This is a genomic window from Mycobacterium sp. (assembly GCF_046091765.1).
In the GTDB taxonomy this organism is placed as follows: domain Bacteria; phylum Actinomycetota; class Actinomycetes; order Mycobacteriales; family Mycobacteriaceae; genus Mycobacterium.
The window spans coordinates 1-13,891 of record NZ_JBJTCF010000082.1; the positions used below are offsets into that span (position 1 = coordinate 1).

The following is a 13,891-nucleotide window of genomic DNA, read 5'->3' on the forward strand; positions in this document are numbered from 1 at the left end:
CCGGTGGCACCCGGCTGGTGCACAGCCGCGAAATGAAGGTCATCGAGCGCTACAGCGAGCTCGGCCAGGACGGCAAGGACCTGGCGATGCTCCTGCTGCGCCTGGGCCGCGGCCGGCTCGGGCACTGACGCCGGCCATCAAGTCCAGCGGCCGGCTTCACCGACCTGCCGGCCCGCTCAGGCGGCGACCTTCGTAGGCCTCGAAGCACCCCACGACGTCCTCGGGCAGGTCAAGCGCGACGGGGGCGTCGGCGCTCACGACCTGATGCAGGGAGCGGGCGACCGCGACGACGACGGGTGGGGCGACCCGCCAGACCGCCTCCTCGAACGTCATCGTGCGCCGCGACCGGGCGACGGCCCGCACCCCCACTTTGAGCGCCACACCCGCGGGCACCTCATGTTCGAAGTCGATCTCAAGCCGGCGTATCACCAGCACGCGTCCGGAGTTGTGCATGCCCTCCCAGTCGATGCCCGCACCCTCTGTGACGTAGGCGTTGCGCGTATCGAAGAGCAGCTCGGCGATCGCCAGGTTGTGCAGATGAACCCGATGCTCTTCGGCCGGCGGCACCACCTCCCGCACGAAACGGTATGCGGCCCAGGGCGTCAGGTCCGCGTCCCCGCTCACGCGTCACCGCCCTGTTTGACCAGCACCATGTTGGCGACCGGAATGCGCAGCGGCTGCGGCGATTCCGCCAGGCGCGCGGCGACACCGGCCTTCAGCCGGCCGAAGAGGGTCACGGTGCGGGGGTCCTGCGGGGGTGTCGCCAGACCGGTTCCCAGCGACGGGAAGGCGCCGGCGGCGAACACTCCGGCCCATCGGGCCCCGAAAGCCTCGGCGTCGCCGCTGGATCGGTAGTCGGCAAAGAACGCGTCGTCGCCGGTGAAGACCTCCAGTCGTTCGATCGCCAGCCCGGCGAAGCAGCCGTCGTCGCCGAACGGTGCGGTGAGATCGGCCGCGCTGCGGCCGTGGTGCGGCATCGACATGGCGGCCGCTTCCTGCGCGTCGAGCACGCCCTCCTGGACGAACCCGCTCAGCGCGGCCCAGGCCGCGTCGAACATCGGCCGGTATCCCGCGCTGCCGTCCTCGTCGGCCGCCGGCACCACCAGCACCAGTCGGGCGCCGGGTCGCATCTCGGCAGCCCGCGCGGTGAGGAAGTCCTCCCAGTCGCGGGCGGACTGGCGGGCATAGGCCGCCCGGGTCGCCGCGTCGGCGCTGTAGCTGACCTGGACGTGATCCGGTATCGGTCCCGGCGGGCGGCTCAGCCAGGCCACCGACCACGAGCTCCACCCCACCGTGACGCTGTCGGCCGGCAGCAGCTGGTGATAGAAGGACCGCCCGATCGCCACCGCGAAGACCCCGGGGCGGGTGACGTAGGACGCCGGGTCGTTCCACACCGTCTCGAACAAGGTGCAGAAGTCATTGTCGGGAAGGTCGGTGTGCACCACGGTGATCGGGCATTCGGTGCGCAGCCGCAGAGCGTCGACCGCCGCGGCGACCGGGCGCAGCGAGTTTCCTCCCGCCGAGCAGCCGTAGTCGGCGATCACCAGCTGCTGCGGGGGATCCGGCAGAGCGACGGCGGCCGCCGCCTGCCGCAGCAGCTCGACGCCGGGCGTCAGCCCGGCCGACTGGATCGCCGAGTTGCGGTTGTAGTCGCCGCCGCCGGCCATCGGCGCGGTCCGGGTCACCGCGGCGCCGCCATCGGGGTGGCAAGGTTGCGGCCCGCCGTCTCGCGGATCAGCAGCATCGCGACGATCGTCACCAGACCGCAGCTCATCGCGATGATCACCAGCGGGGTGCTGGTCGGCCCGCCGGCGAGCAGGGCGCTGGCCAGCAGCGGGGTGAACCCGGCACCGATCAGCGCCGACAGCTGGTATCCCAGCGACACCCCGGTGTAGCGGTTCTCGGTGTCGAACATCTCGGTCAGCAACGCACCCAGCGGGCCGTACATCGCCCCCTCGATGATCTGGCCGGTGACCACCGCGGTGATCAGCAGCGGTGTCGACCCGGTGTCGACGAGGGCGTACATCGGGTAGGCGTACAGCACGATCGCGACAGCGCCGGCCATGATGACCCGGCGCCGGCCCAGCCGGTCCGACAGCGCGGAGAACACCGGGATGGCGATCAGCACCGTCACCCCGCCCCACAGTTTCGAGGACAGGATGTCGGGCATCGCATAGCCGATGTTGCGGGTGTAGCTGATCATGTAGGTGCTCAGCAGCGCGGTCAGCCCGAAGCATCCGATCCCCGCGGCACAGGTGAGCAGCAGGGGCACCGGGCGGCGCAGCACCGCCGTCAGCGGCACGCTTCTCGCCCCACCCTGGGCGGCCTGCTGCGCCTCGGTGAACACCGGGCTCTCGGCCACCGCCGAACGCACGTAGAGCCCGATCACCAGCAGCACGGCGCTCAGCCAGAACGGCACCCGCCAACCCCACGACATGAGCGCCGCGTCGGACAGACCGGACAGCGCCAGCACGACCGCGGTCGACAGCAGCCCGCCCAGTGCCGCACCCATCTGGGTGACACCATTCCACCGGCCGCGGGCCGACGGCTCGGCGTGCTCGGCGACCATCAGGGTGGCCCCGCCCCACTCGCCGCCGACCGCGATGCCCTGCCCGACCCGCAGCAGCACCAGCAGCACCGGCGCCGCGCGGCCGATCGACTCGTAGGTGGGCAGGCACCCGATCAGAAAACTCGCCACGCCCATCAGGCTCATCGTCGCGACCAGCGTGCGTTTGCGTCCGAGCCGGTCACCGATGTGGCCGAACACGATTCCGCCCAGCGGCCGCGCGACGTAGCCGGCCGCCAGCGTGGCGAACGCGGCCATGGCCGCGGTCGACGGGTCGGAGTCGGGGAAGAACAGCCGGTCGAACACCAGCGCCGTCATCGTCGCGTACAGCAGGAAGTCGTAGTACTCGACCGTCGTGCCGGCCAGGCTGGACAGCGCGACCCGGCGAAGGCCCCTGGACTGCGATGTCACCGTCGCACGCTCATCTTCCTCCGAGGTACCAACCGGGACAGGCTCACCCGAACAGGCTGCCATTCTCCCTGGCCGCCTCGATGTAGATCGGCGGCAGTGTCACACCGCGGCGCGCCAGGGCGTCGGCGCGGACCGACACCTCGAAATGCGACGCTCCACCGGCGGCGGGGGCCCGGGGCTGGTCCGGTCGTCCAGCCAGTCCAGGGCGAGCCGGACCGCGGCCTGGCCGTAGTCGTCGGGATCCGGCGAGAAACCGAGCGACCCCCCGTTCCTGACGAAGTCCACCTGGGTGCCGAGGCCATCGCCCGGGCCTGGGCCATCTCCGCGCGCCCGGTCACGCTGTCCACACCGAGGATCGACAGGCTCGGAGCCCCGCCCGGTTTCAGCGCGGTGAGCACGTCCTTGATCGCCGGGAACGGCAGGCGCTCGGCGACTCCCGAGACATTCGGCGCACCGTCGTAGCCGTAGTCCGCGGGCGGCTTGTCCAGCGACACGTAGAGGATGCGCGGCTCGGGGCGGCCGACATACTCGCGCGCCACGGGCCGACGTACTCATCGACCAGGCTGAAGATCCACAGCAGCATGACCGCCGCCAGGACCGCCAGCACGGCGAAGACCGGCCAGTGCGACGCCAGCGTCTGGCCGAGTCGGCCCTCCATCGTTGGGGTAGGCCGCTACTTCGTCAGCGCGATGTACTTGACGTCGAGGTACTCCTCGATGCCCTCGAACCCGCCCTCGCGGCCGAAGCCGGACTCCTTGACCCCACCGAACGGCGCGGCCGGGTCGGAGATCACCCCGCGGTTGACGCCCACCATGCCGGCCTGAATCGACTCGGCCACCCGCAGCGCCCGGTCCAGCGACTGGGTGTAGACGTAGGCCGCCAGGCCGTACTCGGTGTCGTTGGCGGCCGCGATCCCGTCGGCCTCGGTGTCGAAGCCGACGATCGGGGCGACCGGGCCGAACACCTCCTCCTTGAGGATGCGGGCGTTGCGCGGGACGTCGGTCAGCACGGTGGCCGGGTAGAAGTTACCGGGACCGCCGGGCGCCTGGCCGCCGATCGCGATGGTGGCGCCCTTCTCGACGGCGTCGTCGACGAGTTCCTGCACGGACTTCACCTGCTTGGGGTTCACCAGCGGGCCCAGCTTCGACGACGGGTCCATGCCGTCACCCAGCGTCAGCTCGCCCATCTTCTTGACGAACTTGTCGGTGAAGTCCTCCAGCAGCGTGTCGGCCACGTAGAACCGGTTGGCCGCCGTGCAGGCCTCCCCGCCGTTGCGCATCTTGGCCAGCATCGCGCCCTCGACGGCGGCGTCGACGTCGGCGTCGTCGAACACCACGAACGGGGCGTTGCCGCCGAGTTCCATCGACGTGCGCAGCAGCGCGTCAGAGGACTGTTTGAGCAGCGCCTTGCCCACCCCGGTCGACCCGGTGAAGCTCATCTTGCGCAACCGGCCGTCCTCGATCAGCGCGGTGGTCACCTCGCGCGGGGAGTTGCTCGGCAGCACCGACAGCACACCCTTAGGCAGCCCGGCGTCGCCGATCAGCTTGGCCAGCAGCAGCATCGTCAGCGGGGTCTCCTGGGCGGGCTTGACGATCATGGTGCAGCCCGCCGCCAGCGCGGGGCCGATCTTGCGGGTGCCCATCGCCAGCGGGAAGTTCCACGGCGTGATCGCGTAGCACGGTCCGACCGGCTGCTTGGTGACGACGATGCGCCCGGTGCCGGCCGGGCTGGGGGTGTACCGGCCGTGGATGCGCACGGCCTCCTCGGCGAACCAGCGGAAGAACTCGGCGCCGTATTTCACCTCGCCCATGCTCTCGGGCAGCACCTTGCCCATCTCCAGCGTCATCAGGGTGGCGAAGTCGTCGGCGCGGTCGATGATCGCCTCGAACACCGTCCGCAGGATCTCGCCGCGCTCCCGGGCCGGGGTCGCCGCCCAGCTCTGCTGCGCGGCGCTGGCGGCGTCGAGAGCGGACACCGCGTCGGCGGCGGTCGCGTTGCCCACCGCGATGAGCACTTCGTCGGTGGCGGGGTTGAGCACGTCGAAGGTCGACGCCGCGGCCCGCTCCTCACCGCCGATCCACAGACCGGTCGGGACCGAGGACAACAGCCGCTGAATTTCCGGGGAAGCCATAGGACAATCATCTACACCGTCGCCGGGGTTTGCGCATAGGGTCTGGGGAATGGATCTGTCCGCCGCCTGGGACGCGCTGCACCGCCACCACGACCAGATCGCCCCCAGACACCTGCGGGAACTGTTCGCCGAGGACCCCGACCGCGGCCGTGAGCTGACGCTGACCGTCGGTGACCTCTATATCGACTACAGCAAGCACCGGGTCACCCGCCAGACGCTGACGCTGCTGACCGACCTGGCCCGGGCCGCCGGGCTGGAACAGCGCCGCGACGCCATGTACGCCGGGGAGCACATCAACACCTCCGAGGACCGCGCGGTGCTGCACACCGCGCTGCGGCTGCCCCGCGACGCCACGCTGACCGTCGACGGCCAGGACGTCGTCGCCGACGTGCACGCCGTGCTCGACGCGATGGGCGACTTCACCGACCGGCTGCGCTCCGGGGCGTGGACCGGGGCCACCGGCAAGCGCATCACCACCGTGGTCAACATCGGCATCGGCGGCTCGGACCTCGGCCCGGCGATGGCGTATCAGGCGCTGCGCCACTACGCCGACGCCGGGATCTCGGCGCGCTTCGTCTCCAACGTCGACCCCGCCGACCTGGTCGCCACGCTCGACGGACTCGACCCGGCCACCACGCTGTTCGTCGTGGCCTCCAAGACGTTCACCACCCTGGAGACGCTGACCAACGCGACGGCGGCGCGGCGCTGGCTGGTCGACGCGCTCGGCGCCGACGCCGTCGCCAAGCACTTCGTGGCGGTGTCGACGAACAAGAAGCTCGTCGAGGAGTTCGGCATCGACAGTGCCAACATGTTCGGCTTCTGGGACTGGGTGGGCGGCCGCTATTCGGTGGATTCGGCGATCGGGCTGTCGCTGATGGCGGTGATCGGCCGAGAGGCCTTCGGCGACTTCCTGTCCGGATTTCACGTCGTCGACCGCCACTTCGCCACCGCGCCGCTGGAGTCCAACGCGCCGGTGCTGCTCGGGCTGATCGGGCTGTGGTATTCCGACTTCTTCGGCGCCGAGACCCGCGCGGTGCTGCCCTACTCCAACGACATGGCCCGCTTCGCGGCCTATTTGCAGCAGCTGACCATGGAGTCCAACGGCAAGTCGGTGCGTGCCGACGGCACCCCGGTGAGCGCCGCGACCGGCGAGATCTTCTGGGGCGAGCCGGGCACCAACGGCCAGCACGCGTTCTACCAACTGCTGCATCAGGGCACCCGGCTGGTGCCGGCCGACTTCATCGGGTTCTCCCAGCCGGTCGACGACCTGCCGACCGCTGACGGCACCGGGTCCATGCACGACCTGCTGATGAGCAACTTCTTCGCCCAGACCCAGGTGCTCGCGTTCGGCAAGACCGCGCAGGAGATCTCGGCCGAGGGCACCCCCGCGGAGGTGGTGCCGCACAAGGTGATGCCGGGAAACAAGCCCACCACCTCGATCCTGGCCACCCGGCTGACCCCGTCGGTGCTGGGTCAGCTGATCGCGCTCTATGAGCACCAGGTGTTCACCGAGGGGGTGATCTGGGGCGTGGACTCCTTCGACCAGTGGGGCGTGGAACTGGGCAAGACACAGGCCAAGGCGCTGCTGCCGGTGATCACCGAGGCCGCCTCACCACCGGCGCAGTCCGACAGCTCCACCGACGCGCTGGTGCGCCGCTACCGCACCGAGCGCGGCCGGACGGCCTAGCCGCGGGCTCAGGCGGGGATGTCGAGGCAGCCGACGCCGGGAACGCAGCCGGAGGCCCCGCCCGGACCGACCCCGCCGCTGGGGCCGCCCGGAATCGAGCCGCTGGCGCCTTGGGGCCCGGCGTTGCCGGAGGGCCCGCCGGGAATCTCGCCGCTCACCCCGTCACCATCGACGACCACGCACGGGGAGCCGTCCGGGCTGACACAGTCGGGCGGGTTGGCGAGAGCCGGTGCGGCGGTCGCGAGGACTCCTGCCGCCAGCGCTGCGATCAGAATCAGTTTCATCGGCCGATTGTGGACCATCGGGGCGCTCAGGCGAACCGCTTCGTCAAATTCGGGGGTAGCGCCTTGAGCATCGCCACCAGCGCCACCCACGGCCACCGCGGCACGATCGCCCGGCCCCGCTCCTTCTCGATGGCCTCCACCATCTCGGCCACACCGGTCTCGGTGTCGACCATGAGCATGGTGGTCTCGGACTTGGCGGTCATCTCCGACTGGATGTAGCCGGGCTCGATCACCGTCACCCTGATCGGTCCGGACGGGTACTGGGCGCGCAACGACTCCCCGAGTGAGGACACCCCGGCCTTGCTCGCGGCGTAGGCGGCCTTGGTGCCGGGCACGCCCTTGTTGGCCAGCACGCTGGAGATCAGCACCAGGTGACCCGAACCGGCCGCGGTGAAGATCTCCAGCGCGGTCTCGATCTGCACCAGCGCCGCCACCAGGTTGGTCTCCAGGGTGGCCTTGTTCGCCCACAGCTTGCCGCTGCCCAGCGGCGCGCCCTTGCCGATACCGGCGTTGACGATGACCCGGTCCAGGCCGCCGAGTTCGTCGGCCAGCGCAGCGAAGACCTTCGGCACCTGCTCATGGTCGTTGACGTCGAGTGCCGCGACGGCGACGGTGATGCCGGGATAGCGCTGTGTCAGTTCGGCTTTGAGCTCCTCGAGCCGGTCGGTCCGGCGGGCGCACAACGCCAGGTCGCGGCCCTTGGCCGCGAACGCGCGCGCCATCCCGGCACCGAGGCCGGAACTCGCGCCGGTGATGAGGATCTTCTGCCTGATCATTTGAGCAACCTCGACATCCTGCGATCCGCCAGGACCTTGCCTCCGGTCTGGCATCCCGGACAGTACTGGAAGGACCGGTCCGCGAACGACACCTCCCGCACGGTGTCGGAGCACACCGGGCACGGCAGGCCGGTGCGGCCGTGCACCGACAGCCCGGCGCGCTTCTCCCCCTTGAGCGTCGCGGCACCCTGGCCGACCGACCGCGTGACCGCGTCGGAGAGCACCGAGGTGATCGCCTCGTACAGCGCTGAGACCCGCGGCGCGGTCAGCGTGGACGCGGTGGCGAACGGGGAGATCCGGGCGGCGTGCAGGATCTCGTCGCTGTAGGCGTTGCCGATGCCGGCGATCACCTTCTGATCGGTGATCACCGTCTTGATGCGCCCGGTGTGCGCCGCGAGCACGTCCGCGAGCAGGTCCGCGGTGAGGGTCAGGGCGTCGGGGCCCAGCGCCGCCACGCCGGGCACCGCAGCCGGGTCGGCGACCAGCCAGACCGCCAGGCGTTTCTGGGTGCCCGCCTCGGTGAGGTCGAACCCCGCACCGCCGAGGTGCACCCGCAGCGCGACCGGTCCCCTGCCGGGCTTGGGCGCAGCCCCGCTCATCGGATCAGACCAGCGCAACCAGCCCGCCCGGGACAGGTGGGTGACGAGGTGGAGATCGTCGCACTGCACGCCCAGGTACTTCCCCCAGCGGTGGGCGCCGGTCACGGTGCGCCCGTGCAGCGCCGACACCGGCGGGTCGACGGTCTTCAGCGCCGACAGCGACGCCACGTCGACGCGTTCGACCGTGCGGCCCACCGCGTGCCGGCGCAGATGATCGGCGAGCGCCTCGACCTCGGGGAGTTCGGGCACGGCCGGGTGTCAGCCCAGCGCGCGCTCGGCGCCGCGGAACGGCAGCGAGAACACCCAGCCGACGAGCGAGAGCACGATCGCCGCCCAGATCGCGGTCCACCAGAACGTGTCGATCTGCAGACCCCAGTGCGTGGTGTGCTCGGTGATCCACGAGGTGATCCACAGCATCAGGGCGTTGATGACGACGTGGAAGAGCCCCAGCGTGAGGATGTAGAGCGGGATCGACAGCAGTTGCACGATCGGTTTGATGACCGCGTTGACCAGACCGAAGATCACGGCGACGACCAGGATGATGCCGATCCGCTGCAGGTCGCTGTCACCGCCCACGAAGGAGATGCCCGGCACGATCAGGGTGACCACCCACAGCGCCAGGCCGGTGACCGCGGCCCGTGCCAGAAACCCCATGCCTCGATCATGTCACGGCCGCAACAGGTAGGTGTCCATGATCCAGCCGTGGGTGGCGCGCGCGGAGGTTCGCAACTGCGCGATCCGCTCGCCCACCTCACCGACGGTTCCGGCGACCAGGATCTCCTCCGGCGTGCCCAGATAGGCGCCCCACCAGATCCGGGTCGCCGGCGGGCAGGCCAGGAACGCGCAGTCCCCGTCGAGCATCACCACCGCCGAGCCGGACAGGCCGTTCGCGCGCAGCTGACGGCCGGTGGTGATCAGCACCGGCTCGCCGACGTCGTTGAGCGGGATGCGGTGCCGCGCGGTCAGCGCCTGCACGGCGGTGACCCCGGGGATGACGTCGTAGCGCAGTTCCACGTGCCGGGCGACCTCGTCGAGGATCCGCAGCGTGCTGTCGTAGAGCGAAGGGTCGCCCCAGGCCAGGAACGCGCCGACGCCGCCGGGTTCCAACTCCGTCTCGATCGCGCCCGCCCACAGCCGGGCGCGCGCGGCGTGCCAGTCGGCGACCGCGGCACGGTAGTCGCCGTCGTCGGCGCGCACCGGGTCGGGCAGCTCGACGAACCGGTATCCCGGATCGGTGATGAAGCGGCGGCAGACCTCGCGGCGCAACGCGACGAGATCGCTTGTGGCCTCGCCCTTGTCCACCGCGAAGAACACCTGGGTCTCGTTGAGCGCGGCGACCGCCTGGACCGTCACGAAGTCCGGGTCGCCGACCCCGATCCCGATGACGTGGATCATCCGCATGCCCGGAGCCTAACGAGCGCGCAGCAGCACCCACCGGCCGAGCAGCACCACCGCGAAGCAGCCGCCGACCACCCCCGAGATCAGCAGCGGCAGCCGTCCGTCAGCACCCCAGAGCAACCCGGCCCATATCCCGGCGACCAGGATCGCCAGGCCGCTGCCGCCCTGGAAGACACCCTGCGCGGTGGACTGGCGGTCCGCGCCGACCAGTGCGGACACCCACGCCTTGCCGACACCGTCGGTGCAGGCGGTGAACACTCCGTAGACGCCGATGAGCACCCACGCCGCCACCGGGTCGGTGGTCAGACCCAACCCGATGTAACCCACGGCGAAGAACACCAGGCCGATGCCGAACACCGTGGGGCGCGGCAGCCGGTCGGCGAGGATGCCGGCCGGGAAGCTGCCCAGCGCGTACACCAGGTTGTAGGTGACGTAGGCCAGGATCACCTCGACGACCCCGAAGCCGATCTCGTTGAGCCGCAACAGCAACAGCGCGTCGGGGAAGTTCACCAGCCCGAAACCGACGACGACGGCGGTGACCCGCCAGAACCGGCGCGGCAGCTCGGCGACCCCGGCCAGGAAGGGCGTGCGCGCCGGTCGGGGCCCGTCTTTCTTGGGCGAGCGCACCAGCGCGATCAGCAACACCGAGATCACCGCCGGGATGATCGCGACATACAGCAGCGGTGCGATCTGCTGGTCGAGCAGCTGATAGCCCAGCAGGCCCAGCAGCGGCCCGACCACCGCACCGAGGGTGTCCATCGCGCGGTGGAACCCGAAAACCTTTCCGCGCGAACCGGGTTCGACTCCCTCCACCAGCAGTGCGTCGCGCGGTCCGCCGCGCAGACCCTTGCCGAGCCGGTCGACCACTCGCCCGGCGAGCACACCGGGCCAGGCGCCGGCGGCGGCGACGATCACCTTGCCCAGCGCGGCCATCCCGTAGCCGGTGGCGATCAGCGGCCGCTTGGCGAAGCGGTCGCCGAGGGGACCGACGGCCACCTTGGTCACCGAGGCCGCCCCCTCGGCGGCGCCCTCGATCGCGCCGACCACCGCCGGTGGTGCGCCCAGCACCGTGGTCAGGTAGATCGGCAGTAGCGGGTAGAGCAATTCGCTGGCGGTGTCCTGCAGGAAGGACACCGCCGAGAGCACCCGCACGTTGCGGGTCAGCCAGTTCACCCGGCGCCCGGTGGTTCGCCGAGCCCCGAGGCGAGCACGAAGAAGTTCTCCTCCTCCTGCACGAAGTGCAGGCACAGCAGCGCGTACAGACCGTACAGACAGGCCAGCAGGTCGTCGGACTGTTCGCCCGTCACCGTGCCGGCGGCCTCCGCGATCTCCCGGTGGCTGTGCAGACGTGTCGCCAGCCGGTGGATCTCGGCGTGCATGCGGCTCATGGTGGCGGTGGCTTCGGGGCTGCCCAGCGGGCCGGCCAGCGCCGGGTAGAGCACGGAGTCCTCGGCGTCCTCGTGCGGCAGCAGCGTGTCCCGCAGGAAGCTGTCGGCGGCCTGCACGGTGGGCAGCGCCTCAGCACGGCTGCCCGCGGCGATCTGCTGGGCGGCGTCACGCAGGATCGACAGGTCGTCGCGCATCTGGTCGTGCTCCTCGGCGAAGCGGCGCACCAATCGCTCGGCATCGGGTCCCAGCGTCGGCATGGCGGCGTGGTCGGTGCGCAGCGCGCGCAGCGCGTTGAGGATCACCGCCAGGTCGATGCCCTCCTGCAGCAAGGCACCCACCGCCGGCGGCAGCAGCCCGACCGCGGCAAAACCCATGGCCACCAACGAAAGACCCATTCCGATCACCGCGCTCTGCACCGCGATGCGCCGCGACCGGCGGGCGATCAGCTTGGCGTCGGCGAGCCGGTCGAGCCGGTCGGCGGTCAGCACGATGTCGGCGGCCTCCGAGCTTGCCGTCGATCCCCGGGCCCCCATCGCGATACCGACGTCGGCGGCGGCCAGCGCCGGCGCGTCGTTGACACCGTCTCCGACCATCGCGGTGACCGCCCGCTCGCTCTCGATGCGCACCCGCGCGACCTTGTCGGCCGGACTCTGCTGGGCGGCCACCTCGTCGAGGCCGAGCACCGTGCCGATCTGCTCGGCCGGCGCCGGGCGGTCCCCGGTCAGCATCACCAGCCGGGTCATATTCGCCGCGCGCAACCGGCGCAGGGTGCGCGGGGCGTCGGGGCGCAGCGGGTCGGCCAGCAGGATCGCCCCCACCAGCTCTCCATCCACTCGCACCCAGGCGATGACCGCGCCGTCGAGCGCGGCGCGGGACAGCACCGACGCCGCCCAGTCCGAGAGTTCGCCGTCGAGTCCGAGATTGCCGACATGCACGCGCCGGTCCCCGACCAACGCCGACACCCCGGTGCCGGCCTCCTCGTCGACTTCGGTCGGCACACTCAGCGGCAGCCCGCGCTGGCGCGCCTCGTCGACGATCGCCGCCGCCAGCACGTGCGGTGAGAGTTGGTCGGCGGACGCCGCCAGCCCGAGCACCTCGTCGATGCTCCACCCGGGGGCGACGACGATGTCGGTGCCGCGGGGCCGACCGGAGGTCAGGGTCCCGGTCTTGTCGAGTACCAGAGTCGTTGCGCGGCCCAGTGTTTCCAGCGGACCACCGCCGCGCACCAGCACACCGATCCGCGAGGTGCGCGAAAGCCCGGAGACGATGGCCACCGGCGCGGCCAGCAGCAGCGGGCACGGGGTCGCCACCACCAGCACCGCGACCGCGCGGGCGGCAGACCCGCTGAGCAGCCAGGCCAGGGCGGCGACCGCCAGCGCAAGGGGCACGAACCAGGCCGCCACCCGGTCGGCCAGGCGCACGATCGGCGCGGACTCGGCGGCGGCCTGTTTGGCCAGCCGCACGATGCCCGCGTACGTGCTGTCCTCGGCGGTGGCCGACGCGCGCAACTCGAAGCCGCCGCCGGCGTTGACGCTGCCGCTGCGCACCGATTCGCCGTGCTCGTAGCGCACCTGCAGCGGCTCGCCGGTCAGCGCGGAGTCGTCGATGAGGGCGTACTCCGAGGACACACTGCCGTCCACCGGCAGCACCTCGCCGGGGCCGACCAGGACCACGTCGTCCACCGCGATCGCGTCGAGTTCGACGACCTCGATGTCGTCGCCGCGCCGGCGGCGCGCGGTGCGGGGCACCCGGTCCAGCAGCGCCCGCAGATCCTTGGTCGCGCGGCGCTCGGCGGCCGCGTCGAGGGCCTGGCCGGTCGCCAGCATCACCGCGATCAGCGCGCCGGCGAGGTATTCCCCGACGGCCAGCGCACCCAGCAGCGACAGCACGGCCAGCACGTCGACGCCGAACCTGCCGGCCCGCAGACCCGCGATCACCCACCAGGCGGCGGGCAGCACCGCGGCGAGGGTGCCGGCCACCCAGCAGCCCTCGGCGACGCGGGGGGAACCGGTGAGCCACGCGACGCCTCCGGCGATCAGCGCGGTGAGCGTCGCGCCCAGCAACACCCAGCGCGCGTTGGCCACGATGTCAGTGTGGCAGTGCGTGGTGAACCGCGGCAGAGCCTCTTGACCCTAGTAGCATCGGCCCAATGTCGATGATCAACGGACTGCCCGCCCACCCCCTGCTGGTTCACTTCATCGTGGTGCTGGCTCCGCTGACCGCGATCCTGGCGATTCTGTGTGCGGTCTGGCCGGCGGCCCGTCGGCGGTTGGTGTGGCTGACCCTGGCGCTGGCCGGTGTCACCCTGGTGCTCACCCCGATCACCGCCGAGGCCGGCGAATGGCTCTACAACCGGGTCGAGGACACCGAACTGGTGGAGAAGCACGAGCATCTGGGCGAGACGATGATCTACTTTTCCCTCGCACTCTTCGCGGTCACCGTTCTTCTGGCGTTCGTCCAGCACCGCGCCAACCGCGGAAACAACTCGACGGCGCTCTCCCTGATCGCCGCGGTCCTGGTGATCGGGGCGGGCGTGGCGACCTCGGCCCAGGTGTACCGCATCGGCCACTCCGGCGCGGAGTCGGTCTGGAGCGATGCGCTCGAACCGGCGGCCGCGGGCGGCGGCGAAGGCGGCGAGGGCGGCTAAACC

Annotated in this window: 14 protein-coding genes and 1 pseudogene; 3 read left to right on the forward strand and 12 right to left on the reverse strand. The window is 71.1% G+C overall.

Annotation, left to right across the window (positions count from 1 at the left end):
• Positions 1 to 128 (forward strand): chorismate mutase (locus tag ACKOB8_RS08470; RefSeq protein ID WP_526376792.1); only part of this gene is annotated, 128 nt, incomplete at its 5' end.
• 28 nt (positions 129 to 156) lie between these two features.
• Here the strand turns inward: ACKOB8_RS08470 and ACKOB8_RS08475 are convergent.
• The 4 genes from ACKOB8_RS08475 to ACKOB8_RS08490 form a co-directional block, all read right to left on the reverse strand.
• The gene (locus ACKOB8_RS08475) at positions 157 to 624 is read right to left on the reverse strand and encodes an acyl-CoA thioesterase (protein WP_526376768.1); all 468 of its coding nucleotides are present in this window, start codon (positions 622 to 624) and stop codon (positions 157 to 159) included.
• Entirely contained in the window at positions 621 to 1,685 is a 1,065-nt protein-coding gene (locus ACKOB8_RS08480) for a class I SAM-dependent methyltransferase (protein ID WP_526376769.1), read from the reverse strand. The genes ACKOB8_RS08475 and ACKOB8_RS08480 overlap by 4 nt, the downstream gene beginning before the upstream one ends.
• Positions 1,682 to 2,977, reverse strand: a complete 1,296-nt coding sequence (locus ACKOB8_RS08485) for an MFS transporter (protein ID WP_526376770.1) — start codon at positions 2,975 to 2,977, stop codon at positions 1,682 to 1,684. The genes ACKOB8_RS08480 and ACKOB8_RS08485 overlap by 4 nt, the downstream gene beginning before the upstream one ends.
• Positions 2,978 to 3,650: 673 nt before the next feature.
• Positions 3,651 to 5,108, reverse strand: coding sequence for an NAD-dependent succinate-semialdehyde dehydrogenase (locus tag ACKOB8_RS08490; protein WP_526376771.1), 1,458 nt, complete (start codon positions 5,106 to 5,108; stop codon positions 3,651 to 3,653).
• A 49-nt stretch (positions 5,109 to 5,157) separates the two neighbouring features.
• On the opposite strand from ACKOB8_RS08490, the gene pgi reads away from it, so the two are divergent.
• Complete coding sequence (gene pgi, locus ACKOB8_RS08495) at positions 5,158 to 6,795, forward strand: glucose-6-phosphate isomerase (RefSeq protein WP_526376772.1); 1,638 nt, start codon at positions 5,158 to 5,160, stop codon at positions 6,793 to 6,795.
• Between the two features lie 8 nt (positions 6,796 to 6,803).
• Here pgi and ACKOB8_RS08500 read toward each other — a convergent pair whose 3' ends face one another.
• The 8 genes and pseudogenes from ACKOB8_RS08500 to ACKOB8_RS08535 all read right to left on the reverse strand — a co-directional run bounded on the left by ACKOB8_RS08500 (position 6,804) and on the right by ACKOB8_RS08535 (position 13,328).
• Positions 6,804 to 7,079 (reverse strand): hypothetical protein, encoded by a 276-nt coding sequence (locus ACKOB8_RS08500; RefSeq protein WP_526376795.1) that lies wholly within the window; start codon positions 7,077 to 7,079, stop codon positions 6,804 to 6,806.
• A gap of 26 nt (positions 7,080 to 7,105) precedes the next feature.
• A complete protein-coding gene (locus ACKOB8_RS08505) occupies positions 7,106 to 7,855 on the reverse strand; it encodes an SDR family oxidoreductase (RefSeq protein WP_526376773.1) in 750 nt (249 codons plus the stop codon).
• Positions 7,852 to 8,319, reverse strand: a complete 468-nt coding sequence (locus ACKOB8_RS08510) for a zinc finger domain-containing protein (RefSeq protein ID WP_526376793.1) — start codon at positions 8,317 to 8,319, stop codon at positions 7,852 to 7,854. The genes ACKOB8_RS08505 and ACKOB8_RS08510 overlap by 4 nt, the downstream gene beginning before the upstream one ends.
• A 141-nt stretch (positions 8,320 to 8,460) precedes the next feature.
• A pseudogene (locus tag ACKOB8_RS08515) lies at positions 8,461 to 8,703 on the reverse strand (DNA-formamidopyrimidine glycosylase family protein); the annotation flags it as partial.
• Positions 8,704 to 8,712: 9 nt separating this feature from the next.
• Positions 8,713 to 9,108: a phage holin family protein gene (locus ACKOB8_RS08520; RefSeq protein WP_526376774.1), complete on the reverse strand. Its 396-nt coding sequence runs from the start codon at positions 9,106 to 9,108 to the stop codon at positions 8,713 to 8,715.
• Between the two features lie 12 nt (positions 9,109 to 9,120).
• Positions 9,121 to 9,855, reverse strand: a complete 735-nt coding sequence (gene cobF / locus ACKOB8_RS08525) for a precorrin-6A synthase (deacetylating) (RefSeq protein ID WP_526376775.1) — start codon at positions 9,853 to 9,855, stop codon at positions 9,121 to 9,123.
• A gap of 9 nt (positions 9,856 to 9,864) precedes the next feature.
• Positions 9,865 to 11,025 (reverse strand): MFS transporter, encoded by a 1,161-nt coding sequence (locus ACKOB8_RS08530; protein ID WP_526376776.1) that lies wholly within the window; start codon positions 11,023 to 11,025, stop codon positions 9,865 to 9,867.
• Positions 11,022 to 13,328, reverse strand: coding sequence for a heavy metal translocating P-type ATPase (locus ACKOB8_RS08535; protein WP_526376794.1), 2,307 nt, complete (start codon positions 13,326 to 13,328; stop codon positions 11,022 to 11,024). The genes ACKOB8_RS08530 and ACKOB8_RS08535 overlap by 4 nt, the downstream gene beginning before the upstream one ends.
• 62 nt (positions 13,329 to 13,390) lie before the next feature.
• On the opposite strand from ACKOB8_RS08535, the gene ACKOB8_RS08540 reads away from it, so the two are divergent.
• Positions 13,391 to 13,888: a DUF2231 domain-containing protein gene (locus ACKOB8_RS08540; protein ID WP_526376777.1), complete on the forward strand. Its 498-nt coding sequence runs from the start codon at positions 13,391 to 13,393 to the stop codon at positions 13,886 to 13,888.
• Positions 13,889 to 13,891: the final 3 nt, after the last annotated feature.